At 72.8% G+C, this 26,049-nt stretch carries 26 protein-coding genes; 16 read left to right on the forward strand and 10 right to left on the reverse strand.

Features of this window, described 5'->3' with window-relative positions; all coding sequences use genetic code 11:
• Positions 1-15: 15 nt before the first annotated feature.
• Genes EXE57_RS12950 through EXE57_RS12980 form a run of 7 tightly spaced genes read right to left on the reverse strand, consistent with a single transcriptional unit; the run spans position 16 to position 5,089 of the window.
• Positions 16-1,395 carry a sensor histidine kinase gene (locus EXE57_RS12950; RefSeq protein WP_135078128.1) on the reverse strand — a complete coding sequence of 460 codons (1,380 nt, stop codon included), beginning with the start codon at positions 1,393-1,395 and terminating at the stop codon, positions 16-18.
• On the reverse strand, positions 1,392-2,087 hold the full coding sequence (locus EXE57_RS12955) for a response regulator transcription factor (RefSeq protein ID WP_135078130.1): 696 nt from the start codon (positions 2,085-2,087) through the stop codon (positions 1,392-1,394). Before EXE57_RS12955 ends, EXE57_RS12950 begins: the two co-directional genes overlap by 4 nt.
• Before the next feature lie 53 nt (positions 2,088-2,140).
• On the reverse strand, positions 2,141-3,007 hold the full coding sequence (locus tag EXE57_RS12960) for a fructosamine kinase family protein (RefSeq protein ID WP_135078132.1): 867 nt from the start codon (positions 3,005-3,007) through the stop codon (positions 2,141-2,143).
• On the reverse strand, positions 3,004-3,495 hold the full coding sequence (locus EXE57_RS12965; protein ID WP_208542846.1) for a low molecular weight protein-tyrosine-phosphatase: 492 nt from the start codon (positions 3,493-3,495) through the stop codon (positions 3,004-3,006). Before EXE57_RS12965 ends, EXE57_RS12960 begins: the two co-directional genes overlap by 4 nt.
• Complete coding sequence (locus EXE57_RS12970; protein WP_208542847.1) at positions 3,495-3,884, reverse strand: phage holin family protein; 390 nt, start codon at positions 3,882-3,884, stop codon at positions 3,495-3,497. Before EXE57_RS12970 ends, EXE57_RS12965 begins: the two co-directional genes overlap by 1 nt.
• A gap of 33 nt (positions 3,885-3,917) precedes the next feature.
• Entirely contained in the window at positions 3,918-4,604 is a 687-nt protein-coding gene (locus EXE57_RS12975) for a GntR family transcriptional regulator (RefSeq protein WP_135078134.1), read from the reverse strand.
• Positions 4,605-4,657: 53 nt separating this feature from the next.
• A complete protein-coding gene (locus EXE57_RS12980; RefSeq protein ID WP_135078136.1) occupies positions 4,658-5,089 on the reverse strand; it encodes a hypothetical protein in 432 nt (143 codons plus the stop codon).
• Between the two features lie 122 nt (positions 5,090-5,211).
• Here EXE57_RS12980 and EXE57_RS12985 point away from each other — a divergent pair, with 122 nt between their 5' ends.
• From EXE57_RS12985 to EXE57_RS13025, 9 genes are all read left to right on the forward strand, one after another.
• Entirely contained in the window at positions 5,212-5,898 is a 687-nt protein-coding gene (locus EXE57_RS12985; protein WP_135078138.1) for a response regulator transcription factor, read from the forward strand.
• A 7-nt stretch (positions 5,899-5,905) separates the two neighbouring features.
• On the forward strand, positions 5,906-7,210 hold the full coding sequence (locus EXE57_RS12990) for a sensor histidine kinase (protein WP_135078140.1): 1,305 nt from the start codon (positions 5,906-5,908) through the stop codon (positions 7,208-7,210).
• Between the two features lie 95 nt (positions 7,211-7,305).
• Complete coding sequence (locus EXE57_RS19785) at positions 7,306-7,698, forward strand: hypothetical protein (protein ID WP_167305900.1); 393 nt, start codon at positions 7,306-7,308, stop codon at positions 7,696-7,698.
• 158 nt (positions 7,699-7,856) lie between these two features.
• Positions 7,857-8,747, forward strand: coding sequence for a dimethylarginine dimethylaminohydrolase family protein (locus EXE57_RS13000; RefSeq protein ID WP_135078142.1), 891 nt, complete (start codon positions 7,857-7,859; stop codon positions 8,745-8,747).
• Positions 8,748-8,854: 107 nt separating this feature from the next.
• A complete protein-coding gene (locus EXE57_RS13005; RefSeq protein WP_135078144.1) occupies positions 8,855-9,400 on the forward strand; it encodes a VanZ family protein in 546 nt (181 codons plus the stop codon).
• Between the two features lie 18 nt (positions 9,401-9,418).
• Positions 9,419-10,489, forward strand: a complete 1,071-nt coding sequence (gene hisC / locus EXE57_RS13010; RefSeq protein WP_135078146.1) for a histidinol-phosphate transaminase — start codon at positions 9,419-9,421, stop codon at positions 10,487-10,489.
• A gap of 50 nt (positions 10,490-10,539) precedes the next feature.
• A complete protein-coding gene (locus EXE57_RS13015) occupies positions 10,540-11,454 on the forward strand; it encodes a glutathione S-transferase family protein (RefSeq protein ID WP_135078148.1) in 915 nt (304 codons plus the stop codon).
• 12 nt (positions 11,455-11,466) lie between these two features.
• The gene (locus EXE57_RS13020) at positions 11,467-12,381 is read left to right on the forward strand and encodes a cation diffusion facilitator family transporter (protein ID WP_135078150.1); all 915 of its coding nucleotides are present in this window, start codon (positions 11,467-11,469) and stop codon (positions 12,379-12,381) included.
• A gap of 78 nt (positions 12,382-12,459) precedes the next feature.
• Positions 12,460-14,358 carry a propionyl-CoA synthetase gene (locus tag EXE57_RS13025; protein ID WP_135078153.1) on the forward strand — a complete coding sequence of 633 codons (1,899 nt, stop codon included), beginning with the start codon at positions 12,460-12,462 and terminating at the stop codon, positions 14,356-14,358.
• Positions 14,359-14,407: 49 nt separating this feature from the next.
• On the opposite strand, the gene EXE57_RS13030 is transcribed toward EXE57_RS13025, so the two are convergent.
• From EXE57_RS13030 to EXE57_RS13040, 3 genes are all read right to left on the reverse strand, one after another.
• Positions 14,408-15,073 carry a response regulator transcription factor gene (locus tag EXE57_RS13030; protein WP_135078155.1) on the reverse strand — a complete coding sequence of 222 codons (666 nt, stop codon included), beginning with the start codon at positions 15,071-15,073 and terminating at the stop codon, positions 14,408-14,410.
• On the reverse strand, positions 15,070-17,109 hold the full coding sequence (locus tag EXE57_RS13035; RefSeq protein WP_135078157.1) for a histidine kinase: 2,040 nt from the start codon (positions 17,107-17,109) through the stop codon (positions 15,070-15,072). The genes EXE57_RS13030 and EXE57_RS13035 overlap by 4 nt, the downstream gene beginning before the upstream one ends.
• Positions 17,110-17,216: 107 nt before the next feature.
• Positions 17,217-17,930: a hypothetical protein gene (locus EXE57_RS13040; protein ID WP_135078159.1), complete on the reverse strand. Its 714-nt coding sequence runs from the start codon at positions 17,928-17,930 to the stop codon at positions 17,217-17,219.
• Positions 17,931-18,137: 207 nt separating this feature from the next.
• Between EXE57_RS13040 and pdhA the strand changes: the two genes are divergently transcribed.
• From pdhA to EXE57_RS13075, 7 genes are all read left to right on the forward strand, one after another.
• Complete coding sequence (gene pdhA, locus EXE57_RS13045) at positions 18,138-19,298, forward strand: pyruvate dehydrogenase (acetyl-transferring) E1 component subunit alpha (RefSeq protein WP_135078161.1); 1,161 nt, start codon at positions 18,138-18,140, stop codon at positions 19,296-19,298.
• Positions 19,298-20,281, forward strand: a complete 984-nt coding sequence (locus tag EXE57_RS13050) for an alpha-ketoacid dehydrogenase subunit beta (RefSeq protein ID WP_135078163.1) — start codon at positions 19,298-19,300, stop codon at positions 20,279-20,281. The genes pdhA and EXE57_RS13050 overlap by 1 nt, the downstream gene beginning before the upstream one ends.
• Positions 20,281-21,789, forward strand: coding sequence for a dihydrolipoamide acetyltransferase family protein (locus EXE57_RS13055; RefSeq protein WP_135078165.1), 1,509 nt, complete (start codon positions 20,281-20,283; stop codon positions 21,787-21,789). The genes EXE57_RS13050 and EXE57_RS13055 overlap by 1 nt, the downstream gene beginning before the upstream one ends.
• A 189-nt stretch (positions 21,790-21,978) precedes the next feature.
• Complete coding sequence (locus EXE57_RS13060; protein ID WP_135078167.1) at positions 21,979-23,022, forward strand: ABC transporter substrate-binding protein; 1,044 nt, start codon at positions 21,979-21,981, stop codon at positions 23,020-23,022.
• The gene (locus tag EXE57_RS13065; protein WP_135078169.1) at positions 23,019-23,840 is read left to right on the forward strand and encodes an ABC transporter ATP-binding protein; all 822 of its coding nucleotides are present in this window, start codon (positions 23,019-23,021) and stop codon (positions 23,838-23,840) included. The genes EXE57_RS13060 and EXE57_RS13065 overlap by 4 nt, the downstream gene beginning before the upstream one ends.
• Positions 23,833-24,669, forward strand: coding sequence for an ABC transporter permease (locus tag EXE57_RS13070; protein WP_208542848.1), 837 nt, complete (start codon positions 23,833-23,835; stop codon positions 24,667-24,669). Before EXE57_RS13065 ends, EXE57_RS13070 begins: the two co-directional genes overlap by 8 nt.
• A 30-nt stretch (positions 24,670-24,699) precedes the next feature.
• A complete protein-coding gene (locus tag EXE57_RS13075) occupies positions 24,700-26,040 on the forward strand; it encodes an LLM class flavin-dependent oxidoreductase (protein ID WP_135078171.1) in 1,341 nt (446 codons plus the stop codon).
• Positions 26,041-26,049 lie beyond the last annotated feature (9 nt).

The raw sequence follows: 26,049 nt of genomic DNA on the forward strand, positions 1-26,049 counted from the left end.
TGCTCGCGGCAGGGATCAGGTCACGGGCTCGGTCGAGCCCCCCGGCAGGGTCATCGTCAGCCGGGCGCCGCCGGAGGGCGCCGACCCCGCGGTGACCGTGCCGGCGTGGCGGCCGACCACCTGGGCCACGATCGCCAGGCCCAACCCGGAGCCGGGCATCGACCGCGACTCCCGCGAGCGCCAGAACCGCTCGAAGACGTGGGGCAGGTCCTCCTCGGAGATCCCCGGGCCCTGGTCGTCGACGACGAGCACGCCGTGGGTCAGCCGCACCGTGACCGTGCCGCCGGACGGGCTCCACTTGGCGGCGTTGTCGAGCAGGTTGGTCACCGCCCGCTCCAGCGCCGCCCGGTCCCCGGTCAGCCACCAGGGCTCCGTGGTAGCGTCGAACTCGACCGTCGGTGCGCGCCGCCGGACGCGGGCCAGCGCCCGGTCGACGACGTCCTCCAGGTCCACGGTCTCGACGACGGTCGTGGTCATCGGCTCGTCGCGGGCGAGCTCGACGAGGTCGCCGATCAGCGTGGTGAGCTCCTCGATCTGGGCGCCGACGTCGTCGAGCAGCTCGGCCCGCGCCTCCTCGGGCAGGTCGGCCCCGGCCTGGGAGAGCAGGTCGAGGTTGGTGCGCAGCGAGGTCAACGGCGTCCGGAGCTCGTGGCCGGCGTCGGCCACGAGCTGGCGCTGCCGGTCGCGGGACGCGGCGAGCGCGGTGAGCATGTGGTTGAAGGCCGTGGCCAGCCGGGCGATCTCGTCGTCACCCCCGACGGGCAGCGGCCGGAGGTCCTCGGTGCGGGCGATCTCCTCGACGCTGCGCGTCAACCGGCGTACGGGCCGCAGCCCGTTGCGCGCCACCGCCCACCCGGCCGCGGCCGCGCCCACGACCCCCGCGATGCCGAAGAGCAGCATCACCCCGCCGAGCTTGGCCAGGGTCTGCCGCTGCGGCTCGAGCGACTGCGCCAGCACCAGCGCCTGGCCGGGGACCCGCGCCGGCACCGCCACGACGCGGTAGTGCTCGCCGTTCTCGTCGACCAGGGTCCGCACGCTCTGCTCCGAGGTGCCGCCCGCGACGTCGAACTCCTCCTCGCCGAGCCGGAGGTTCGGGAACTGGTCGAAGGTCTGGTAGCGCTTGTCGGAGGTGATGTAGAGGATCCGGATGTCCGCGGCGCCGAGCGCCCACGACGGGACCTCGGCGTCCAGCGTGATCCCGCCGTACGCCGCCTTGGTCGCCCGGTCGACGAGCGACTCGTCGAGGGTCGACTGCATCTGCATCTTGGCCGTCCAGAACGCCCCGAAGGCCACGAAGCCGACCGCCAGGGCGACGGCGAGCGTGACGAGCACGATCAGCCGGCTCGCCAGCGAGCGGCGGTAGTGCCAGCGGCCGGTGGTGGGGGCCTCGGTCATGGTTGCTTGAGCACGTAGCCGACGCCCCGGACGGTGTGGATCAGGCGCGGCTCGTCCTCGGCCTCGGTCTTGCGCCGGAGGTAGCCGACGTAGACCTCGAGGGAGTTGGCGGTCGTCGGGAAGTCGTAGCCCCACACCTCCTCGAGGATGAAGGAGCGCTCGAGCACCCGGCGCGGCCGCCGCAGGAACATCTCCAGCAACGTGAACTCGGTGCGGGTCAGCTCGATCGGACGGTCGCCGCGACGGACCTCGCGAGTGGCGATGTCCATGGAGAGGTCGGCGAAGGACAGCACCTCGTCCTCGTCGGCGTCGAGCACGACCCGGCGAAGCAGTGCGCGCAGCCGGGCGAGCAGCTCGGCGAGGGCGAACGGCTTGGTGAGGTAGTCGTCGGCGCCGGCGTCGAGGCCCTCGACCCGGTCGCCGACGGCGTCGCGGGCGGTGAGCACCAGGATCGGCAGGTCGTGCCCGGCCGAGCGCATCGCCCTGGTCGCCTCGATCCCGTCGAGCCTGGGCATCATCACGTCCATGATCACGGCGTCGGGGCCGACGGTGGCGATGGTGGCGAGCGCCTCGGCCCCGTCGGCGGCGAGCGCGACGTCGTAGCCGTTGAACTCCAGCGACCGGCGCAGCGACTCCCGGACCGCCTTGTCGTCGTCGACGACGAGGACGCGGGGGCGGGCGACAGGACTCACGCCCCTACTGTGCCAGTCTCGCCTGAGTCGTCACTGAGAGTCGGGGGGCGCCCTCACCCGAGCTTGCGGGCCACGCCGGCCGCGCGCGCGGCGTAGCCGCCACCGAAGAGGCAGGCGTGGACGAGCAGCGGGAACAGCTGGTGCAGTCCGACCCGGTCGCGCCAGCCGTCCGCGAGCGGGTGCTCCTCCTCGTAGGCGTCGGTGACGCGCTGCAGGTGGGGCAGCCCGAACAGCGCGAGCATCGCGAGGTCGACCTCGCGGTGGCCGCCGTACGCCGCCGGGTCGACGACGCGGCAGGCGCCGTCGAGTCCCCAGAGCACGTTGCCGTTCCAGAGGTCGCCGTGCAGCCGGGCCGGCGGCTCGTCGGGGACCAGGGCGGCGATCCGCCCCAGGACCCCCTCGACGGCGGCGGCGTCCTCGGCGGTGGCGGCACCGCGGTCGCGGGCCAGCTTGAGGTAGGGGAGCACCCGTCGGGTCGCGTAGAACTCGGCCCAGGTGGGCGCGGTGCGGTTGGGCAGGGGCAGCCGGCCGATGAAGCCGTCCTGCTCCGCGCCGAAGGCGTGGGCGCCCGCGCGGTGGGTCCGGGCGAGGGCGCGGCCGAAGCCGCTGGCCGCGTCGACGGTCGTCTTGCCGGGCTCGACCCAGCGCAGGATCAGGCACTCGTGGTCGTGGGCGAGCACCTCGGGCACGGCGACCCCGCCCTCGGCGGTGGCCTCGGCCAGCCACGTCAGCCCCCGCGCCTCGGCGTCGAAGAACCCGTCGGGGGCGTGGTGGTGGGTCTTCATGAGGGCAGTCGTGCCGTCGTTGAGCCGCATCCGGGTCGCGGTCGAGATGTCGCCGCCGGCGACCGGCGCGGTCGCGATCACCGACGCCCCGAGGAGGTCCTCGGCGCGCTTGGCGATCAGCGGCTGCCGCGTCATGTCGGGGACAGCTCCTCGCGCAGCGTCGTCACGAGCGACGTGCTGGTGCGCTCGACCATGCGCAGCACCTCCTGGAAGCCGGCGTCCCCACCGTAGTACGGGTCGGGCACCTCACCACCAGGTTCGACGGGATCGAAGTCGCGGAAGAGCCGCACGCGCTCGCCGGCGCCGCCGACGTCGCGCAGGTTGGCGAGGTCCATGACCAGCACCAGGTCGTGGGCGTCGTGCCAGTCCTGGTCGAAGGTCCGGGCACGGTGGCGGGTGGGGTCGTAGCCAGCCCCGCTCAGGGTGGCCGCGGCCCGTTCGTCCATCGGGTTGCCCTCGTGCCAGCCGCCGGTGCCGGAGCTGGTCACGGCGACGGTCCCGGCGAGCCCGGCCTCGGCCAGCTGCCGCTCGAGCACGACGTGGGCCATCGGGGAGCGGCAGATGTTGCCGAGGCAGACCAGGGCGATCCGGTAGTGGCCCGGTGTCCGGGGTGCCGGCAGCATCAGTCGTTCATCAGCACGCCGTCGACGACCCAGTTGACGACCGTGATCACCAGGGCGCCGAGCAGGGCGGCCCAGAAGAAGTCGTCGACGTGGAAGCCGAGGTCGAAGAGGTCGGCCAGCCAGGCGGTCAGCATCAGCATCCCGGCGTTGATGACCCACAGGAACAGGCCGAGCGTCACCACGATGAAGGGGATCGAGAGGACCTGGACGATCGGCTTCACGAACATCGAGACCAGGCCGAGGATCACGCCGACGGCCAGCACCGTCAGCCACTTCTCCTCCAGCTCGGCCGGCCACTGCCGGGGTCCGGTGATGTAGATGCCCTCGACCAGCCAGGCCGCCGCGGCCACGGCGAGGGTGTTGGTGAGCAGCCACGTCAGCATCCTCATGCGCCCAGCCTAGGTGCAGCAGTGGTGGGTGGGTCAGGCCTGCAGGTGCAACCGCTCGAGGATCGCGACCTCGGCCCCGGCCAGGTGCCGCTCGAGCTCGGCGACGGTGGCGGGGATGTCGCCGCTCTCGAGGAGCCGGACGAGAAGGGTGTGGGAGCCGGCCTGGTCGGGCGCGTTCTGCCGGGCGCGGTCGACCTGGGCGAGGGCGAGCCGCAGCTCGGCGTACAGGTTCATCGCCATCGCCTCCAGCCGCGGGGAGCCCGCCAGTCCGACCAGGGACAGGTGGAAGGCGAGGTGGCGCTCGTTGAGGACCTGGTACGACGCCTGGGTGTCGGCCGCCTCGATGAGGGCGGTGAGCGCCTCGCGGACCGTGTCGCGCTGCTCCTCGTCGGCCTCGGGCCAGCAACGCACGCCGGCGATCTCCAGCACCAGCCGGGCCCGGCAGACGTCGTGGATGGAGTCGGGGTCGGGGGTGGCGACCGACACCCCGCGGTTGGGCTCGCGCGTGGCCAGTCCCTCGCCGACCAGGACGCCGAGGGCCTCCCGGACGGTGGGTCGGCTGACGCCGAGGGAGTCGGCGATGGCGACCTCGCGCAGCGGGGTCCCGGACTCGAGCTCGCCGTCGAAGACCGCCCGCCGGAGCTCGTCGGCGGCGCGGTCGACCGTGGAGACGTGCTCGAGGTCGAGGTTGAGCGTCGTGAACGGCTCGGTTCCCGGCATGGGCGCATTGTCCCCCACGACGCCTGCTCGGGCTTCACCCCGACGGTGCACGGTCAGTCGTCGGGGAGCGTGTTGCGCTCGATCTCGGCCACCGTGGGCTCGCCCTGGTTGCAGAAGACCTCGATGTCGATCGACCGGCCACGGCTGCTGAAGACGGCGTCCACGTCGTCGTCGGGGCCCTGCTCGTAGCTGACGACGCTCCACCCGGGGGCCGGCTCCGCGGCCAGGCCGTAGGCGACGACCCCACGGCAGCCGACGACGAAGGAGCCGTGCTGGCCGTCGACGCTGTCCTCGACCAGCGAGGCCTCGGGGTCGGGGGCCGGCACCCGCTCGCCACGACCGACGTCGCGGACCACTTCGTTGCCCAGCGGTCCGCGGCCACGGATGGAGGCGCCGACGGTCGAGACCGCGGCGATCCCCACCGCCACCGCGAGGGTGGCCGCGACGATCCACGCGACGACGTAGCCGAGCCTCCTGCTGTCCACCCGACGATTGTGCCGGGGTGGGAGGCCGGGAATCCCTAGCGCGCGGTTAAGGCAGGGATAACGTCCCGCGCTTCCGGCTGTGGAGGCCCGGGAGGCCGGCCGGCGACCGGTAGTTTCGCCCCGTGGCGCACGTGCTGATCATCGAGGACGACGAGCGGATCCGGACGCTGCTCGTGCGCTCGCTGCGCGACCAGGACCACGCCGTCGACTCGGCCCGCGACGGGATGTCGGGCCTGTCCCTGGCCGTGGACACCCGGCCCGACGTGGTCGTGCTCGACCTCGGCCTCCCCGACGTCGACGGCACGCAGGTCCTCGCGATGCTGCGGGCGGTGAGCCAGGTGCCGGTCATCATCGCCAGCGCCCGCGACGACGACCCCTCGCTGGTGGCAGCCCTCGACGCCGGTGCCGACGACTACGTCGTCAAGCCCTACACGACCGCCCAGCTCGAGGCGCGGATCCGGGCGGTGCTGCGGCGGACCGGAGCCGGACGGACCGCCGACCGGGCCGTGGTGGTCGGGGACCTGAGCATCGAGGTCGCCTCGCGGAGGGCGGTGCTCGGGGGCGAGCTGCTCGACCTCACGCCGCGCGAGTTCGACCTGCTCGCCCACCTGGCCGGCCGGGCCGGCGAGGTCGTCACCAAGCGGGAGCTGCTGACCGAGGTCTGGCACCAGGCGTGGGGTGGTTCCGACAAGACCGTCGACGTCCACCTGTCGTGGCTGCGCCGCAAGCTGGGCGAGACCGCGGCCGAGCCGCGCTACCTGACGTCGGTGCGCGGCGTCGGCGTACGCCTGGCCGCCCCGGGGGAGTGAGGTTCCCGTGCGGCGCAGCCTGATCGTCACCGTCGCGGCCACCGTCGCGATGGTGCTGGTCGCGATGCTCGTGCCGATGGCGGTGCTGGTCCAGAGCTATGCGCTGGAGGACCGGCTGGCGCAGGCCGCGCTGGAGGTGCAGGCGACCGAGACGGTGGTGTCGGGGCAGGACAAGGGAGCCGTGTCGGTCTACCTCGACAGCGTCAACGACGCCGGGACCGGCATCCGCACCACGGTGCTCTACCCCGACGGGACCGCGATCGGGCCCACCCCCGGCGAGGACGACCGCGTGGCCGAGGCCCGCCGGACCGGCCGGGCGCGGGTCGACGACGCCGGTGACGGCGCGCAGATCCTGGTGCCCGTGTCGTTGGGCGGCAACAGCACGCTCCCGGAGCTCACCCCGGTGGTGCGCGTGGAGGTCGGCGAGCCCGGGCTCGGGTCCGGGGTGCTGCGCGCGTGGCTGATCCTCGCCGCGCTCGGCCTGGTGCTGTGGGTGGGGGCGGTGGTGCTGGCCGATCGCCTCGGCCGCTCCTTCGTACGCCCGATCGCGGCGCTGGCAGCCCGCGCGGAGACCCTGGGCGACCCCCGTCGCGAGGACGCGGCGGTGCCGGTCGAGGGGCCGGCCGAGGTGCAGGCGCTCGGCGGTGCGCTCAACCGGCTCGTGGGCCGGATCGAGGTGCTGCTCGAGCGGGAGCGCCGCGGTGTCTCGGACCTCTCCCACCGGCTGCGGACGCCGATCACCGCGATGCGGCTGCGCGTGGAGCGGCTCGGTGACCCCACCGAGGCGACCCGGCTGCAGGCGGACCTCGACGAGCTCGAGGGGATGGTCGACCACCTCGTGACCGAGGCCCGCCGCTCCGAGCGGGAGGGGCTCGTCGCGCGCAGCGATGCGGTGGCCGTGCTCGGCGAGCGAGCCCGCTTCTGGGAGCCGCTGGCCGAGGACCAGGGACGTGCCTTCGAGGTGGTCGTGCCCGGCGGGCCGATCCCGGTCTCGACGAGCGAGGGCGACCTCGCCGCGCTGCTCGACGCCCTGCTCGACAACGTCTTCACGCACACGCCCGAGGGGGCCGCGGTCCGCGTCCGCCTCACGCCGGCCCCGGGCGGCGGGGCGCTGCTCGTCGTCGAGGACGCCGGTCCGGGCTACCCGGCCGACCTCGACGTCACCCACCGCGGCGTCAGCGGTGGCGGGTCGACGGGCCTGGGCATGAGCATCGTCGCGGCGACCGCGGAGGAGTCGGCCGGCGAGGTCCGGCTGCTGCGCTCGGACCTCGGCGGCGCACGCACCGAGGTGCGGATCGGCGCCCCGCGCTGACCTTTGCCTGCCGTTAGCGGTCGCATGGTTCGCGGTTAGCGGGGCCGCTGTGACGCTCCTCCTGTCATCGCAACCAGCCCCTGGAGGAGCACGTCATGAAGCTCAACGTCAAGCGCACCACGATCGCCCTCGGCACCGCTGCCGCACTCGCCGTCCCCACCGCCCTCGCGGTCGCCACGCCCGCCAACGCCGACGTGGAACGCCACGGCTCCTGCGGCGGCGGCACCTACGAGCTCAGCGTCGACCGGGAGGACGGCGGCTTCGAGGTCTCCGCCGACGTCGACCGCGTCGAGCCCGGCTCCCGGTGGCGCGTCGTGCTCCGCCACGACGGCAACCGGTTCTACCGCAACGTGCTGCGCGCCGACCACGAGGGCGACCTCGACGTGGAGCGCTTCCGCAACGACACCGCCGGCAGTGACACCTTCCGGTTCCGCGCCGAGCGGCTCGGGTCCACGGCCGGCTGCGGCGCCACCATCACCGTCAGCTGACCCCTCCCACCTCAGGTCCCCTCACCGCCGCCGCGACCCGCCCCCGGGTCGTGGCGGCGGCGGCTTGTCCCCGGACCCCTTCGTGTGTCTATACTCGAGTGTCAGATTGTCTGACAATCCGTAACACTCCTGAAACATCCCCGAAACGGAGGCGAACCATGGGCGAGCAGCTGGCATGGGGGACGACGTACGTCGCCGTCCGACCCGACCACTTCCGCGTCGAGTACCAGATCAACCCGTTCATGGATCCCACCGTGCAGCCGGACCCGGCGCGGGCCCGGGAGCAGTGGGACACCCTGGTCGCCACCATCGAGGAGCTGGGCGGGACCGTGCACGTCCTCGACCAGCGGCCCGACGCCCCCGACATGGTCTACGCGATGAACCTCGGCCTCGGTGTCGAGCGCCACGACGGCACGCGCCACGTCGTCCTGTCCCACATGCGCTACGCCGAGCGGCGGATGGAGACCCTGACCGCCCAGCCGTGGTTCGCCGGGCTCGGCGCGACCACCTCGTACGTCGGTCGCGACGGCGTCGGTGCCCACTTCGAGGCCGGTGACGCCTTCGCCTTCGGCGACGCGCTCGTCGTCGGCTACGGCCCCCGCACCGAGGAGCTGGGGCTCAAGCACCTCGCCACCGACCTCGGGGTCCGCGTCCGCGGCCTGCGGATCACCCACCCGGGGATGTACCACCTCGACCTGGCGTTCTGCCCGATCGACAGCACCCGCGCGATCGTCTGCCCCGACGCCTTCGACGAGGCCTCGGCCGCGGCGCTGATGGCGATGGTGCCCGAGCCGCTGGTGCTCACCGAGGCCGAGGCGCTCTCGACCTTCGCCGCCAACTCCATCGTGGTCGGCGACACCGTGCTGATGCCGGCCTGCCCCGACCACGTCCGGGCGCAGCTGGAGGACTGGGGCTACGCCGTGCGCATCCTCGACCTCTCGGAGTTCCACAAGGGCGGCGGCTCGATCCGGTGCCTGACCAACCCGCTCGACGTCCGGCTCGGTCGCGACCTGCCGGTCGTCCCCGGCGGCGAGGTCGTCATCCCCTGACCCCGGTCGCCGAGATGGGCCCCCGCAACGTACGAGATGGGAACGCCGGCCCATCTCGAGCGTGACATCTGCCCATCTCGCGGGGGAGCGCCGACTAGCCTCGCCGCGTGGAGATCGGCGGAACCGAGAGCATGGTGGCGGGCGCGTTCGTGTCCGGCCTGCTCTTCGCGCTGCTCGCCGCCGGTCTCCAGCGACGGGTCGGGTGGGTCGCGGCGTGGTCGTGGTGCGGCCTCGCCTGGTGGCTGGTCGTCATCGCCCTGGTCACCCTCGTGCCGCTCTACGGCATCGACCTGGCGGTCCCCGCCGAGACCCGCTCGGACACGTGCTCGCTGGACTACGGCGGGCCGGCTCCCGAGGGCTTCTGGATCTTCTCCGGTGGCCAGCGGCTGCTCAACACCGCGCTCTTCGTGCCGGCGGGCGCGCTGCTCGTGGTCGCGTCGGCGCGCTGGCGCATCGGGTGGGTGATGGCGCCGCTCGGCCTGTTCGCCCTGGCGGCGTACTCCCTGATGATCGAGCTGGTGCAGCTGGAGCTGGCCCGCATCGACCGCGCCTGCGACGTCACCGACCTGGTCGACAACGTGATCGGCGCCGCGATCGGCTTCGCCGCAGGGCTGCTGCTGTCGGTGGTGCTGCGGCCGTGGCGGCGCCGCTAGGGCACTAGCCTGCGGCTCATGACCGGACCGCAGCCCCGCCCCACCGTCGCCGCCATCCCCGCCTACGTCGCGGGCAAGCCGCCCCGGCCGCGGGAGGGCCTGACGGTCTTCAAGCTCTCCTCCAACGAGAACCCCTACCCGCCGCTGCCCGGGGTCGTCGAGGCCGCCACCGAGGCCGCGGCCCGCATGAACCGCTACCCCGACATGGGCAGCAGCGAGCTCTACGACGCCCTCGCCGCGCGGCTCGAGGTCCCCCGCGAGCACCTCGCCCTGGCCACCGGCTCGGTCGCGCTGATCTACCAGCTCGTGCAGGCGTTCTGCGAGCCCGGCGACGAGGTCGTCTACGCCTGGCGCTCCTTCGAGGCGTACCCCATCGCCGTCACCGCTGCCGCGGCGACCTCGGTCCGGGTGCCGGTGCTGGCCGACGGTCGTCACGACCTCGACGCGATGGCGGCGGCGGTCACCGACCGGACCCGGGTGGTGCTGGTCTGCACCCCCAACAACCCGACCGGTCCTGCCGTGACGCAGGCGGAGCTCGACGCCTTCCTCGCGAAGGTCCCGCCCCACGTCCTGGTCGTGGTCGACGAGGCGTACGTCGAGTTCGTCCGTTCCTCCGACCCGATCGACGGCATCGCGACGTACCGCAGCCACGACAACGTGCTGCTGACCCGGACCTTCTCCAAGGCCTACGGCCTGGCCGGCTTCCGGGTGGGGTACGCCGTCGGGCCCGAGCCGGTCGCCACCGCGCTGCGCGCCGTGTCGCTGCCCTTCGGCGTCTCGAGCGTGGCCCAGGCGGCGGCCGTCGCCTCGCTGGCGGCCGAGGAGGCGCTGCTCGAGCGGGTGGCCGCGCTGGTCGCCGAGCGCGAGCGGCTGGTGGCGGGTCTGCGGGAGGTGGGCTGGGACGTCCCCGAGGCCCAGGGCAACTTCGTGTGGTTCGAGCTGGGGGACCGGACGGCCGACTTCGCGGTCGTCGCCGACGAGCTCGGCATCGTGGTCCGGCCGTTCGCCGGTGAGGGAGCGCGCGTCTCGATCGGGGAGCCGGAGGCCAACGACCGGGTCGTCGAGCTGGCCCGCCGCTTTCCCCGCTGAGCCGCTCCGGTCCTCGCGGGCCGGGCGCCCCGCGCCCGTAGGCTTGCCCCATGCCGTACGTCGAGAAGGACCACTTCAACCGGGACATGAACTACGTCCCGGACCGGATCACGCGCGACGGCCGTGACGGCTGGCCGGTCGAGCCCGGGCGCTACCGGCTGGTGGCGGCGAAGGCGTGCCCGTGGGCGACCCGCGCGATCATCGTCCGGCAGCTGCTCGGCCTCGAGGACGTCATCTCGCTCGGCATGCCCGGCCCGGTCCACGACGAGGACAGCTGGACCTTCGAGCTCGACGAGGGTGGCCGCGACCCGGTGCTCGGCATCGAGCAGCTGCGGGAGGCCTACGTCGCCCGGTTCCCCGACTACCCCCGGGGCATCACGGTGCCGGCGATGGTCGACGTCCCCAGCGGGCAGCTGGTGACCAACGACTTCCCGTGGATCACCCACGACTTCTTCTTCGAGTGGTCCGACCACCACCGCGAGGACGCTCCCGACCTGTGGCCCGCCGCGGTCCGGGAGGAGATGGAGGACGTCATGCAGCACGTCTTCACCGAGGTCAACAACGGCGTCTACCGCTGCGGCTTCGCCGGCACGCAGGGGGCCTACGAGAAGGCCTACCGTCGGCTGTGGGACGCGATGGACTGGCTCGAGGAGCGGCTGGCCGGCCGGCGCTACCTCATGGGCGACACGATCACCGAGGCCGACGTACGCCTCTTCACCACGCTGGCCCGCTTCGACGCGGTCTACCACGGCCACTTCAAGTGCAACCGGCAGAAGCTGACCGAGCTGCCGCACCTGTGGGGCTACGCGCGCGACCTGTTCCAGACGCCCGGGTTCGGCGACAACACCGACTTCGACCAGATCAAGGCGCACTACTACCGCGTCCAGAGTGACGTGAACCCCACCGGAGTCGTCCCCGCCGGCCCCGACCCGGACGTCTGGCTGACGCCCCACGGCCGGGGCTGAGGACCCGGGACCATGGGCCACGGGCACGGCCACGCCGCCGGACGGGCCGAGGACCGGGCCCGGCTCAGGCTGGTCCTGGCGGTCACCGGCTCGGTGCTGGTGGTCGAGCTGGTGGGCGCCTGGTACGCCGGCTCGCTGGCGCTGCTGGCCGACGCCGCCCACATGGCGACCGACGTCGCCGCGCTGGTGCTCGCGCTCGGGGCGTCGTACGTCGCCACCCGCCCGGCCGGGCCCCGCTCGACCTTCGGCTGGCACCGTGCGGAGATCCTCGCCGCGCTGCTCAACGCGGCGGTGCTGCTGGTCGTGTGCGCCTACCTCGCCTGGGCCGGCGTCTCCCGGCTGCTGGACCCCCAGCCGGTCGAGGGCGGGCCGATGGTGCTCTTCGCGGGCGTGGCGGCACTGGCCAGCGGCGTCTCGCTGCTGGTGCTGCAGCGGTCGGGCAGCGACAACCTCAACCTGCGCGGCGCCACCGCCGAGGTCTTCGCCGACCTCGTCGGCTCGGTGCTGGCGTTGCTCGCGGGCGTGGTCATCTGGCTGACCGGCTTCGACCGTGCCGACCCGATCGCCAGCCTGCTGATCGCGGTGCTGATCCTGCCGCGCTCGCTCTCGCTGCTGCGCGACTCGGCCGTGGTCCTGCTCGAGATCGCCCCCAAGGACCTCGACCTCGCCGAGCTCGAGCGCCGGCTGTGCGCGGTGCCGGGCGTCGTCGACGTCCACGACCTGCACGCGTGGACGATCACCAGCGGCATCCCGAGCGTCAGCGCCCACGTCCGGGTGACCGACGAGGCCCTGGCGGCGGAGGGGGTCGGCGCGATCCTGGACCGGCTCTCGGCGTGCGCGGCCAGCGACTTCGGCGTCGACCACGCCACCTTCCAGGTCGAGCCGATGCGCCACCAGGAGCACGAGCACCTCGGCGAGGTCCACTGACCGCACACCCGGCCGCGCTCGGCGACACGGCCGTGGCGCGGCGTGGACGGCACGGGCGGTTCGCGGCAGGGTGGCGCCATGGGTGACTACCGGGCGACGTACGAGCGATCGATCTCCGACCCCGAGGGGTTCTGGGGCGAGCAGGCCGGGCTGGTCGACTGGATCCAGCGCCCCCGGCAGGTGCTCGACTCGAGCAACCCGCCCTTCCACCGCTGGTTCCCCGACGGCACCCTCAACACCTGCTTCAACGCCCTGGACCGCCACGTCGCCGCGGGCCACGCGGAGCGCGTCGCGCTGATCCACGACTCCGCCGTCACAGGCACGAAGCAGACCTTCACGTACGCCAGGCTGCTGGAGGAGGTCGCGGCCTTCGGCGGGGTGCTGCAGGCGCTCGGGGTCGGCCACGGCGACCGGGTGGTGATCTACCTGCCGATGATCCCGGAGGCCGTCGTCGCGATGCTGGCGTGCGCCCGGATCGGGGCGGTGCACAGCGTCGTCTTCGGTGGCTTCGCCCCCCAGGAGCTGGCGGTGCGCATCGACGACGCGCAGCCGAAGGTCGTGGTCACCGCCAGCTGCGGGATCGAGCCGAGCCGCGTCGTCGAGTACAAGCCGTACGTCGACCGCGCGCTCGAGCTCGCGACGCACCAGCCGGACGCGGTCGTGCTCAAGCAGCGCCCGCAGGTGGCGGCCTCGATGCAGGAGGGGCGCGACCTCGACTGGGACGTCGTCATGCGTGCCGGCCGGGCCAGCCCCGCCGCCTGCGTGGAGGTGAGGGCCACCGACCCGCTCTACGTCCTCTACACGTCCGGGACGACCGGCAAGCCCAAGGGCGTCGTGCGCGACAACGGCGGTCACGCGGTCGCGATGGCCTGGTCGCTCCCCAACATCTACGGCGTGGCGGCGGGCGACGTCTGGTGGACCGCCTCCGACGTCGGCTGGGTGGTCGGCCACTCCTACATCGTCTACGCGCCGCTCATCGCCGGGGCGACGACCGTGCTCTACGAGGGCAAGCCGGTCGGCACGCCCGACGCGGGCGCCTTCTGGCGGGTGGTCGAGGACCACGGCGTCAAGGCGCTCTTCACCGCGCCGACCGCGTTCCGGGCGATCAAGAAGGAGGACCCGGAGGCAGCGCAGCTGGCGTCGTACGACACCTCGTCGCTGGAGACGCTCTTCCTCGCCGGCGAGCGGCTGGACCCCGACACCTGGCAGTGGGCCACCGACACCCTGGGCGTGCCCGTGGTCGACCACTGGTGGCAGACCGAGACCGGTTGGGCGATCGCGGCCAACCTGCGCGGGCTCGAGCCGCTGGAGATCAAGCCCGGGTCGCCGTCGGTGCCGGTGCCGGGCTGGGACGTCCGGATCCTCGACGAGCACGGCGACGAGGTCGCCCCCGGGACCGAGGGGGCGATCTGCCTGAGGCTGCCGCTGCCGCCGGGCGCGCTGCCGACGCTGTGGAACGACGACGAGCGGTTCGTGGCGTCGTACCTCTCGGCCTTCGAGGGGCACTACCTCTCCGGCGACGGCGGCTACGTCGACACCGACGGCTACCTCTACGTCATGGGTCGCACCGACGACGTCATCAACGTCGCCGGACACCGGCTCTCGACCGGGAGCATGGAGGCGGTGATCGCCCAGCACCCCGCCGTCGCGGAGTGCGCGGTGATCGGGGTCGCCGACCCGATGAAGGGCCAGCTGCCGCGCGGGTTCGTCGTGCTCAAGGCCGGTGCCGAGGCCGATCCCGACACGCTGCGCGCCGAGCTGGTGCAGATGGTGCGCGACGAGATCGGCGCCGTCGCGTCCTTCCGCGAGGTCGCGGTCGTCGACGGCTTGCCCAAGACCCGCAGCGGCAAGGTCCTGCGCAAGACGATGCGCGAGATCGCCGACGGCAAGGACGCGGCCGTCCCGAGCACCATCGAGGACGCCGGGGTGCTCGACACCCTCCGGCCGGTGCTCCAGCGTGACCCTCCCGATAGCTGACCGCAGAAATCATCACCTGGAGACCGAGGACGATGATCTTCGCGGTCAGCTATCGCTCCTGGCCCAGCCCGGCCTCGCGCGCCTTGATGATCGCCTCGGCCCGGCCGGCGGCGTGGAGCTTGGCGTAGATCGAGGACACCGTGTTGCGGACCGTCTTGTTCGACACGTAGGTCTCGCGGGCGATCTGGTCGTTGGTCCGGCCCGCGGCGAGCAGGTCGAGGACCGTGCGCTCGCGCTCGGTCAGGTCGGGGAAGGGGTGCTCGGCAGGGGCCGGGCCGCCGCCGGCGAGGTACGTCGCCACCCGCCCGGCCAGGGAGGCACCGAACACCATCCCCCCGGCCGCGGCGGCCTCCACCGCCCGCAGCACCTCGCTCGCACCCGAGCCCTTGAGCAGGTAGCCCGACGCGCCGGCCCGGATCGCGCTGAGCACGGTCTCGTCGTCCTCGTTCATCGTGAGCATCACGACCCGGACGTCGGGGTGCGCGCCGGTGATGAAGCGGGTCGCCTCGATCCCGTCGAGGTGCGGCATCTGGATGTCCATCACCACCACGTCGGGCCGGGTCTCCCCGACCACGTGGACGGCGTCGCGCCCGTCCGCCGCGGTGCCGACGACCTCGAGGCCGTCGAGCGCCCCGAGCAGCGCGACCAGTCCGTCGCGGACGATCTGGTGGTCGTCGGCCACGACCACGCGGACGGGTGGCGTCTCGTCGTTCACGTGCTGCTCCCCATCGGTAGCCGGGCCCGGACGACGGTGCCGCCGCCGGGAGGACAGGTGACCTCGCTGTTCCCGCCGAGCTCGGCGGCCCGCTCGCGCAGCGACACCAGGCCGACCCCGGCCTCGGCGTCGGCCGGGATGCCCCGACCGTCGTCGACCACCTCGACGACGAGGTCGCCGTCGGTGACCGCGAGACCGACCACGCAGAGCGAGGCGTGGGCGTGGCGGGCGACGTTGGTGAGCGCCTCGCCGGCGATCCGGTACGCCGCCACCTCGACCGCTGCGGGCAGCGGCCCGAGGTCGGTGGCCTCGACCCGCACCGCCAGCCCCCCGGTGGCGACCCGCTCCCCGAGCTGGCTGAGCGCGCCGACCAGCCCGCGGTCGTCCAGGGCGGGAGGCCGCAGGTCGTGCACCAGCCGGCGTACGTCGGCCACGACCTCCTGGACGTGCTCGCTGGTCGCCTCGATGTGGTCGGCCGCCGCGGCCGGGTCGCGCTCGACGAGGAGCCGGGCCGACTCGAGCCGGAAGACGACCCCGCTCAGCGCCGGCCCCAGCCCGTCGTGGAGGTCCCGCCGGATCCGTCGCCGCTCCTCCTCGCGCGCCACGACGAGCCGCTCCCGGCTCTCCTGCAGCTCGGCGGCGAGCCGGCCGGTACGGACCGCCGTGGCGGCCTGCCGCACCAGGTCGCCGAGCAGCTGCTCGTCGCGCCGCGAGAGCCGGCTCCGCAGCCCGCGCGCCGGCAGCACCAGCCGCCCGACGGCGTCGCCGCGGTAGGTGATGGGCAGCGTCCGGGTCTCGGCCGGGGCCGTGCCGTGGGTGGCGATCAGCCGCTCCCCGCCGCCACGGTCGACCTCCACCCGGACGTAGGGGACCCCGAAGGCCGTCGCGACCGCGCGGGCCACCGCGGCGAGCTGGTCCGCCCCGTCGCCGGTGGTCTCGAGCGTCGAGGCCAAGCCGGCCACCACGTCGTAGGGGTTGTCGCGCTCGCCGAGCACGAGCCGGCGTACGCCCCGCCACAGCCGGTCGCGCAGCGGTGCGTAGAGCAGCGCCGAGAGGAGCAGCACCAGCAGCACGACCTGCTGCTGGGCCAGGGCGTCGCCGAGGAGCTCGGTGACGCCCGCCAGCACGGCGAGGTCGACACCGACGACGATCACCGACAGCGAGCCGTAGACGAGGGTGGTGCCGAAGAGGTCGTCGATGGGGACCAGGTCGGGGCGCACGATCGCCACCGTCATCGCCCCGGCCGGCAGCACCATGATCACGAAGGTCACCAGGTGCTCCAGCTGCGGCACCCGGACCACGGTCGTCAGCAGGATGGTCAGCGCCATCACCACGACGGCCCACAGCAGCCAGCGCATCCGGTCGCGCTCGACGCCGGTGGCCCGCCGGTAGCGGACCACGACGGTCGCCATGGGGACCAGGAACAGCAGCACCGCGAGGACGCGGACGCCGCCGGCGACGGTGCTGCCGATGCCCGGCGAGACCGGGACCGTCGTCGGCTCCAGGTCGACCCCGGGCGGGACCGCCACGTCCAGGAAGCCCGTCGCCGGCGCCACGATCACCAGCACGCAGATGCCGCACAGCAGCGCCAGGCTGACCTTGCCGGCCAGGCCCCACCGTCCGGGCAGGAAGCGGCCGGTGGGGAAGATCAGCAGCAGTGCGGCGATGGTGACCGGCAGGAACGACGTGAACCGCAGCAGGAACCACAGCGCGAACGTCATCCCCGGCCACGCCTCGTCAGCGGACAGGCCGACCCTGACGTACGCCTGGGCGAGGCCGTCGAGCGCCCAGAACAGCCCGAGCCACGACAGCGCCCAGCCGAAGCCGTGACGAGGGTCGTGGTGGAGCACGACCAGGGCGAGCGCGCCCAGGACGACGCCGTTGGCCGCGAAGACCCAGCCCGGGTCGGGCGCCAGGGGGAACGGCTCGCCGCCGACGGGCTCGAGCGTGTCGAGGACGACCGTCAGCACGAACGCCGTCACGGTGAGCGAGGCGAGGCCGACCGCTGCCCAACGGCGCCCCCGTGCTGTGGTCACCGCGACATTGTGGCGCGCGGAGGGCGGTCGTGCCGGGACACGACGACGCCGACCCGCCCCTCGCAGGGACGGATCGACGTCGTCGGTGGGCGCGGGGCCCGCGGTGGTCACGCCCGGTGGGCCCGGTCGCCGACGGTGAAGCCGATCGCGGTGACGAGCAGCCACAGCGGCCCGGTCATGCCGGCCATGTACTGCGCCGGCGAGACGCCGAGCAGCACGGTGAGGCCGCCGAGCACGAGGCCGACGATGCCGATCCAGCGCGGCACGCCGCCCCGGCGGAAGGTCGCCCACAGGGCGAGGCCGGCCAGCCCGGCCAGCGTCCACAACCACGGGATGGTGCCGATCCAGTGGTTGAACATCGCGGCGTTGGCGTCCTGGACCAGGTCCGGCTCGGTGACGCCCATCATGAACTCGGTGTCCAGGCCGCTGCCCATGATCGAGACGACCGCGGTGCCGAGCAGGCCGCCCAGCGCCACCGTGGGGATCGCCGAGTCGGGCAGGGCGGCCCGGAGCCGGCGGTGGAGCCCGGCGGCGAAGACGACCAGCAGCACCGCCCCGACGGTCGTGAAGGTGTGGAAGGCGTACATCGCGCCGGTCTGGGTCGCCAGCTTCGCGGTGATGCCGGCGGGGTCTCCCACCAGCGCCGGGTCGTAGATCGCGTCGACCATGCCGGAGAAGACGATGGTGCCGATGCCGCAGATGCCGGCGCCGATGCCGGCCAGGGCCCAGCCCCGCGACCCCGTACGGCGCTCGGTGGGGGCCGGTGCGTCGTCGGCGACGTCCGCGCGGGCCAGGTTCTGGGTGGTGACGTGGGTGCTCACGGTGGTTCCTTTCCAGGTGGTGTGGAAGGACGGTGCCGGGCCGGATGTCCCGACCGACAGGGACAACGGGGCACACCTCGGTTGGCGGCTCGACCGGCCGCGCCGGTACGTTGGGACGCACACGTTGTGTCCCCCGTCACAAGCGGAAGCACGACGCCCAGCTCGGCGAGAGCGGAGACCCCGCGAGTGCCGGTGACCTGAAAAGGAGTGCCTGTGACCACGGCAGGATTCGGCCCCGACCTGGTGGAGGTCTTCGGTCCTTCCCAGCGCGACGGCGGCCCCGACCTCATCCAGCTGCTGACGCCGGAGGGCGAGCGCGTCCACCACCCGGAGCTCGACCTCGACTTCAGTGCCGAGCAGCTGCGCGGCTTCTACCGCGACATGGTGCTCACCCGGCGCATCGACACCGAGGCCACCGCGCTCCAGCGGCACGGCGAGCTCGGCATCTGGGCGCAGCTGCTCGGCCAGGAGGCCGCGCAGATCGGCGCCGGCCGGGCCCTGAAGAAGCAGGACTTCGTCTTCCCGACCTACCGCGAGCACGGCGTCGCCTACTGCAAGGGCGTCGACCCGCTCAACCTGCTGGGCCTCTTCCGCGGTGTCGACCACGGCGCCTGGGACCCCAACGAGAACAACTTCGGCCTCTACACGATCGTGATCGGCGCCCAGGCGCTGCACGCCACGGGCTACGCGATGGGCATCCAGCGCGACGGCGACGTCGGCACCGGTGACCCCGACCGCGACGCGGCCGTGATCGCCCACTTCGGCGACGGTGCCTCCAGCCAGGGTGACGTCAACGAGGCGTTCATCTTCGCCGCCTCCTACAACGCGCCGGTCGTCTTCTTCTGCCAGAACAACCAGTGGGCGATCTCCGAGCCGATCGAGCGCCAGTCGCGGATCCCGCTCTACCAGCGCGCGCTCGGCTTCGGCTTCCCGGGCGTCCGCGTCGACGGCAACGACGTCCTCGCGACGTACGCCGTCACGCAGGCCGCCCTGCAGCGCGCCCGTGAGGGGCAGGGCCCGACCTTCGTCGAGGCCTACACCTACCGGATGGGCGCGCACACCACGACCGACGACCCGACCCGCTACCGGCTCAACGACGACGTCGAGCACTGGAAGCTCAAGGACCCGATCGCGCGGCTCGAGGTCTACCTCCGCCGCAACGGCCTGGTCGACGACGCGTTCGTCGACGAGCTCAAGCAGGAGGCCGACGAGCTCGGACACCACCTGCGCGAGGGGTGCAAGGCACTGCCCGACCCGAAGCCGATGGACATGTTCGACCACGTCTACGCCGAGGAGACCGAGGAGCTGCGCGTCCAGCGCGAGGGCTTCGCGTCGTACCTCGAGACCTTCGAGGGGGGCCACCACTGATGGGCACGCAGAAGATCACGCTCGCCAAGGGCCTCAACATGGGCCTGCGCAAGGCGATGGAGGACGACCCCAAGGTCCTGCTCATGGGTGAGGACGTCGGCAAGCTCGGCGGAGTCTTCCGGATCACCGACGGCCTGCAGAAGGACTTCGGTGAGGACCGCGTCATCGACTCGCCGCTGGCCGAGTCCGGCATCGTCGGCACCGCCATCGGCATGGCGCTGCGCGGCTACCGACCGGTCGTCGAGATCCAGTTCGACGGGTTCGTCTACCCGGCGTACGACCAGATCGTGTGCCAGGTCGCGAAGATGCACTACCGCTCCAAGGGCAGGTACAAGATCCCGATGGTCATCCGGATCCCCTTCGGTGGCGGCATCGGCGCGGTCGAGCACCACTCCGAGAGCCCGGAGGCGCAGTTCGCGCACACACCCGGCCTCAAGGTCGTCGCCTGCTCCAACCCGATCGACGGCTACTGGATGATCCAGCAGGCGATCGCCTCCGACGACCCGGTCATCTTCCTCGAGCCGAAGCGCCAGTACCACGCCGACAAGGCCGAGCTCGACGAGACCGCCACCCCCGAGCCGCTCTTCAGCAGCCGGGTGGTCCGGCAGGGCAGCGACGTGACGGTGCTGGCGTACGGCCCGACCGTCAAGACCGCGCTGTCCGCCGCGGAGGCGGCTGCCGGTGAGGGCAAGAGCCTCGAGGTGATCGACCTGCGGACGCTCAGCCCGCTCGACATGGCGCCGGTCCTGGAGTCCGTGCGCCGGACCGGCCGTGCGGTCATCACCCACGAGGCCCACGTCAACCTCGGCATGGGTTCCGAGGTGGCCGCCCGGATCACCGAGGAGTGCTTCTACTCCCTGGAGGCGCCGGTGCTCCGCGTCGGCGGCTTCGACACCCCCTACCCCGCGTCGCGGATCGAGGAGGACTACCTCCCCGACCTCGACCGGGTCCTCGACGCCGTGGACAGGAGCCTGGAGTTCTGATGGCCGAGTTCAAGCTGCCCGATGTCGGTGAGGGCCTCACCGAGGCCGAGATCGTCTCCTGGAAGGTCAAGGAGGGCGACACTGTCGGGATCAACGAGATCATCGTCGAGATCGAGACCGCGAAGTCCCTGGTCGAGCTGCCCTCGCCGTTTGCCGGCACCGTCCAGCGGCTGATGGTCGCGGAGGGCGAGATGGTCCCGGTCGGGACGCCGATCATCGCGATCGGTGATCCTTCGGAGGCGGTCCCGACCCCGCAGACCGAGTCCGACCCGTACCTCGGGATGGCCGAGAAGGCTGCCGCCAAGGAGGCCGCCGAGCTGGAGATCGACCTCTCCAACCCCGCCGCGAGCGGTGGCGGGGAGGGCGAGAGCCTGGTCGGCCGCAACAAGGCGGACCGCGGACCCGTACGCCGGGCCCGCAAGGGCCCCGTGACGCCGGCCTCCGAGGCCGGGGCCAACGCCCAGCTGCAGCTGCAGGGGGCGTTCGCCCCCGGTGGCGCCCGCTCCGACGAGGTCGTGGCCGCGGACGAGGAGCCGGTCCCGGCGACCTCCGCGCGGCACCGGTCCGAGCCCGCCGAGGCGCTCGTTCCCGCGCGGTCGCAGGAGGAGGCGCGGGTGCTGGCCAAGCCGCCGGTCCGCAAGCTCGCCAAGGACCTCGGGGTCGACCTGGCCACGCTGTCCGGCTCGGGTGCGGGCGGGGTGATCACGCGGAGCGACGTCGAGGCTGCGGCCGGCGCCCCCGTCCAGGCCGAGACCGGCCCGTCCACCGTGGTCCCGGCGCCGCGCAGCAGCGGCGAGCGTGAGACCCGCGAGCCGATCAAGGGCGTCCGCAAGATGATGGCCCAGGCGATGAGCCAGTCGGCCTTCACCAGCCCCCACGTCACCGAGTGGATCACCGTCGACGTCACCCGCACGATGGAGTTCGTCGACCGGCTCAAGGCGCGTCGGGAGTTCCGCGACGTCAAGGTCAGCCCGCTGCTGGTGCTCTCGCGGGCGGTGATGCTCGCGATGCGTCGTACGCCGGAGATCAACTCGTTCTGGGACGAGGCAGCCCAGGAGGTCGTCTACAAGTCCTACGTCAACCTCGGCATCGCTGCGGCCACCCCCCGTGGGCTGGTCGTGCCGAACGTCAAGGATGCCGACCAGCTCGGCCTCCTCGAGCTGGCCGGTGCGCTCAACCAGCTGACCGCCACCGCCCGCGAGGGGAGGACGCAGCCTGCCGAGATGAGCGGCGGCACCTTCACGATCACGAACGTCGGGGTCTTCGGTGTGGACGCCGGGACGCCGATCATCAACCCCGGCGAGTCGGCGATCCTGTGCTTCGGCGCCGTCCGCAAGCAGCCGTGGGTCGTGACCGGCCCCACCGGCGAGGACGAGCTGGGGATCCGCCAGCTCACCACGCTGGCGCTCTCGTTCGACCACCGTCACATCGACGGCGAGAAGGGTTCGCGGTTCCTCGCGGACGTGGCCGGGATCCTCGAGGACCCCGCCTCCGCACTGCTCTTCTGAGGCTGCGCCGCCACGCGCGGCCATCCGCACCCACTCGGTCCTGAGCGACCGGCGGTCGGTGCGGGTGGCCGCGCGTCGTCGTTCCCGGCGCCGACTGTGGCGCGTCACACGCCGACCCGGTGCGTGCATTCCCGGATTCTTTCTCTAGTATCTCTACAGATTCAGTAGAGATTGAGAAGGGAGACGGGGATGTCGCGTGCCAGACCCCCCTGGCTGGTGGCCGCCGTGCTGTGCCTGGGGCTGCTGACGGGGTGCCAGGCGCTGGGAGCGCCCGGCGAACGACCGACCGAGCAGGCCATGACCATCCGGTACCACTCGGGCCCCGGGTTGATGAACCACCTCGAGCTCGCCGACGCGCTCGGCTACCTCGAGGGCACGGGGATCGAGCTCGACTACGAGGGCCCGGTGGCGGGCGGGCCGGAGATCCTGCGCTCGGTCGCCACCGACCAGACCGACCTGGGGGTCGGGCCGTTCCAGGGTGCGACGGCCCGCGTCGTCTCCACCGGGGTGGACCTGACGGCCGTCGCCGCGACGTACGGCTCCAACCGTGCGGAGGGCCGGACCTTCGACGTGGTCACGCTCGACGACGGCGGCCTGGACGACGCCCGCGACCTGATCGGCGGGAAGGTCGCGGTCAACACCCTCGGCGCCAACGCCGAGGCGATCCTCGACACCTGGTTCGCCCAGGAGGGGCTGACCCAGGACGAGATCGACGACGTGGCCCTGGTCCCGCTCCCGGGCATCAACCAGGAGGCTGCCCTGCGTGAGGGGCAGGTCGACGCCGCGCTCATGAACGGCGCGGCCCGTGACTTCGCCATGAAGCACGGCAACCTCCGATCGCTGGTCAGGGACGTCGACCTCGTGGGTGACTACAACGGCGGCTCGTACGTCCTGCGCGACTCCTTCATCGAGGCGCACCCGGAGCTGACCCGCACCCTGGTCGGGGTGCTGGTCCGGGCGATCCGCTTCGAGCAGGCGCACTCGCTCGCGGAGACCCGACAGGTCTTCGCGCGGTGGCTGGAGGAGCACGGACGGTCGGACGAGCTCCCCGTCCTGGAGTCCTGGCAGGGCAACGGCATCGCCACGCCCGGAGGCGTCCTCCGCGACGAGGACTTCGAGCTCTGGACCGACTGGCTCGAGGCGGAGGGCCAGATCGACGTCGACGACCTCAGCATCCCGGATCTGTACACCAACGAGTTCAACCCCGCAGCGGGGGAGAGGAGCAACCGATGAGCAGCAGCATTGAGCTGGAGGACGTGGGGCAGGTCTTCCGCGTCCGCAGCGACGTGGACGGTCGGCCGGAGGAGTTCGTGGCGCTCGAGGGCCTCGACCTCCGGGTCGACCCGGGAGAGATGGTGTGCGTGGTCGGCCCGAGCGGGTGCGGCAAGTCGACGGTGCTCGACCTGGTCGCGGGGCTCACGATCCCGACCAGCGGCCGGGTGCTCGTCGGTGGCCAGCCGGTGACCGGGCCGGGCCTGGACCGCAGCGTCGTCTTCCAGCAGTACACCCTGCTGCCCTGGCGGACCGCCCAGGGCAACGTCGAGCTGGCGCTCGAGGCCGCCGGAGGGATGGACCGCCGCGAGCGGGCCGACCGGGCGAGGGAGTACCTCGACCTGGTCGGGCTCTCCGACTTCGCGACGCGCTACCCGCACGAGCTCTCCGGCGGCATGAAGCAGCGGGTGGCGATCGCCCGCAGCCTCTCCCACGGGCCGCAGGTCCTGCTGATGGACGAGCCCTTCGGTGCCCTCGACGCCCAGACGCGCGAGCACCTGCAGGAGGAGCTGATCGGCATCTGGCGCGAGACCGGGACCACGGTCGTCTTCATCACCCACGACATCGAGGAGGCCGTCTTCCTCGGCCAGCGGGTCGCGGTCATGAGCGGCCGCCCGGGCCGGGTCAGCGCGGTGGTCGACATCGCCCTGGACCGGCACGACACCCGTCAGGACATCCGCTCGGCCCCGGAGTTCGCCCACCACCGTCACGAGATCTGGACGCTGCTGCGCAGCGCCGGGCAGCGGGCCCGCCTCGAGGAGGTCGAGCGCGTTGCCTGACCTGCTGACCGAGAGGACCGAGGCGCGACCCAACCCCCGCCAGGAGGAGGCGGCGCGGGTGCGCCACACGCCGTCGCGCGGCAACCTGACCCGCGTCTGGCGAGGGCTCGCCGGTGTCGTGCTGCTCGCCGCCGTCTGGGAGCTCGCTCCCCGGTGGGGCCTGCTGGACCCGAACTTCGTCTCCCCGCTCTCCGAGGTCCTCGGTGCGATGGGCCGGCTGGTCGAGTCCGGAAAGCTGTGGGAGCACATCAGTGCCAGCCTCGTGCGCTCCGCTGCCGGGTTCGGCCTCGCGGTCGCGACCGCGATCCCGCTCGGGGCCGCGATCGCGTGGTACACCCCCGTGCGCCAGCTGCTCACGCCGGTGCTGGAGGCGTTCCGCAACACCGCGGCCCTCGCGCTGCTGCCGGTCTTCATGCTGGTCTTCGGGATCGGCGAGACGTCCAAGATCGCGATCGTGCTGTTCGCGTGCTTCTTCCCGATCCTGCTCAGCACGATCGCGGGCGTGGCCGCCGTGGACGTCCAGCTGCTCCGGACGGCGCGGGTGCTCGGCCTGTCCTCGGTGGAGACCTTCCGCAAGGTCGTCTTCCCGGCGGCGGTGCCCACGATCTTCACGGGCATCCGGATCTCCGGCGCCGCCGCGATCCTGGTGCTGATCGCCGCCGAGATGATCGGCGCGACCGTGGGCATCGGCTTCCTCATCAACTACTCCAACAACAACTTCCTCATCCCGCAGATGTACGCCGCGATCCTGACCACCACCCTGCTGGGCCTGGCGGTCAACTACGGACTGGTCGCGCTGGAGCGCCGGTTCTCCCGCTGGCGTGCCTGACCATCCACCGACCACGACAGGAGCTGGACCATGAGCACGTCGATCACCCTCAACGCCTTCCTGATGAGCACGGGGCACCACGAGGCCTCCTGGCGGCTGCCGGGGGCCGACCCGACCGTCACCCGCGACGCCCGCTACTTCCAGGAGCTCGCCCGCACCGCCGAACGGGGCCGGCTCGACTCGGTGTTCTTCGCCGACAGCCCCTCGATCATGACCGACGTCGCGCGGCGTCCCGCCGAGGCCCTCGAGCCGGCGATCCTGCTGGCGGCGATGGCGGTGGCCACCGAGCGCATCGGGCTGGTCGCCACGGCCTCGACGACGTACGAGGAGCCCTACAACCTGGCCCGGACGTTCGCGTCGCTGGACGCGCTCAGCGGCGGTCGCGCGGGCTGGAACGTGGTCACGTCGGCCGACCTGCGGGCGGGGGCCAACTTCGGCTGGGCGGAGCCGCCGAGCCACGACCAGCGCTACGCCCGCGCGACCGAGTTCCTCGAGGCCGTGCTGGGACTCTGGGACACCTGGCAGGACGACGCGGTGGTGGCGGACCGGGAGCGCGGGGTCTGGGCCGATCCGGACCGGATCCAGCCGCTCGAGCACGTCGGTGAGCACTTCTCCGTCGCCGGCCCGCTCAACGTCGGACGCAGCCCGCAGGGTCGGCCGGTCATCGTCCAGGCCGGCTCCTCCGGCCCCGGCGTCGCGCTGGCGGCGGCGTACGCCGAGGCTGTCTTCACCGCGCAGCCGACCCTGGAGGAGGGCCGGGCGTTCTACCGGAAGCTCAAGGACGCGACGGCGGCTGCCGGCCGCGACCCCCAGCACCTCCGGATCCTGCCGGGCCTGGTGCCCGTCCTCGGCGGCACAGAGGCCGAGGCGCGGGAGCTGGAGCGCCGGCTGGACGAGCTCGTGGTCCTCGACCACCCGCTCCGGCAGCTCGCCGCCGATGTCGGCATCCCGGTCGAGGAGCTCGACCTCGACGCGCCGCTCCCGGACGACATCCGGCCGGTTGCCGAGCAGCAGGGCAACAAGGCGCGCTACGAGCTGACCGTGGCGATGGCGCGTCGCGACCGGCTCACGGTCCGCGAGCTGCTGCTTCGGCTGGGGAGCGGGCGGGGGCACCGCGCCTTCGTCGGCACCCCGGAGCAGGTCGCGGACACGATCGGGGAGTGGGTCGGCGCCGGTGCTGCAGACGGCTTCAACGTGATGCCGGCCGTGCTGCCGTCGGGCCTCGAGGCGTTCGTCGACCACGTGGTCCCGATCCTCCAGGAGCGCGGGCTCTTCCGCCGCGAGTACACCGGCTCGACGCTGCGCGACCACTACGGGCTGCCGGTCCCGGCGCGGCGTCCCGCTCCGGCCCGCCTCGCCGCCACGGGCTGACCCGCAGCG

The organism is Nocardioides euryhalodurans (genome assembly GCF_004564375.1).
GTDB classification, from domain to species: domain Bacteria; phylum Actinomycetota; class Actinomycetes; order Propionibacteriales; family Nocardioidaceae; genus Nocardioides; species Nocardioides euryhalodurans.

Bases quoted from the DNA above. Each gene is read 5' to 3' on its own strand.
- EXE57_RS12950 (WP_135078128.1), bottom strand. From the start codon at position 1,395: ATGACCGAGGCCCCCACCACCGGCCGCTGGCACTACCGCCGCTCGCTG.
- EXE57_RS12960 (WP_135078132.1), bottom strand. From the start codon at position 3,007: ATGACGCGGCAGCCGCTGATCGCCAAGCGCGCCGAGGACCTCCTCGGG.
- EXE57_RS12965 (WP_208542846.1), bottom strand. From the start codon at position 3,495: ATGCTGCCGGCACCCCGGACACCGGGCCACTACCGGATCGCCCTGGTC.
- EXE57_RS12970 (WP_208542847.1), bottom strand. From the start codon at position 3,884: ATGAGGATGCTGACGTGGCTGCTCACCAACACCCTCGCCGTGGCCGCG.
- EXE57_RS12975 (WP_135078134.1), bottom strand. From the start codon at position 4,604: ATGCCGGGAACCGAGCCGTTCACGACGCTCAACCTCGACCTCGAGCAC.
- EXE57_RS19785 (WP_167305900.1), top strand. From the start codon at position 7,306: ATGAAGCTCAACGTCAAGCGCACCACGATCGCCCTCGGCACCGCTGCC.
- EXE57_RS13000 (WP_135078142.1), top strand. From the start codon at position 7,857: ATGGGCGAGCAGCTGGCATGGGGGACGACGTACGTCGCCGTCCGACCC.
- hisC (WP_135078146.1), top strand. From the start codon at position 9,419: ATGACCGGACCGCAGCCCCGCCCCACCGTCGCCGCCATCCCCGCCTAC.
- EXE57_RS13015 (WP_135078148.1), top strand. From the start codon at position 10,540: ATGCCGTACGTCGAGAAGGACCACTTCAACCGGGACATGAACTACGTC.
- EXE57_RS13020 (WP_135078150.1), top strand. From the start codon at position 11,467: ATGGGCCACGGGCACGGCCACGCCGCCGGACGGGCCGAGGACCGGGCC.
- EXE57_RS13025 (WP_135078153.1), top strand. From the start codon at position 12,460: ATGGGTGACTACCGGGCGACGTACGAGCGATCGATCTCCGACCCCGAG.
- EXE57_RS13050 (WP_135078163.1), top strand. From the start codon at position 19,298: ATGGGCACGCAGAAGATCACGCTCGCCAAGGGCCTCAACATGGGCCTG.
- EXE57_RS13055 (WP_135078165.1), top strand. From the start codon at position 20,281: ATGGCCGAGTTCAAGCTGCCCGATGTCGGTGAGGGCCTCACCGAGGCC.
- EXE57_RS13060 (WP_135078167.1), top strand. From the start codon at position 21,979: ATGTCGCGTGCCAGACCCCCCTGGCTGGTGGCCGCCGTGCTGTGCCTG.
- EXE57_RS13065 (WP_135078169.1), top strand. From the start codon at position 23,019: ATGAGCAGCAGCATTGAGCTGGAGGACGTGGGGCAGGTCTTCCGCGTC.
- EXE57_RS13075 (WP_135078171.1), top strand. From the start codon at position 24,700: ATGAGCACGTCGATCACCCTCAACGCCTTCCTGATGAGCACGGGGCAC.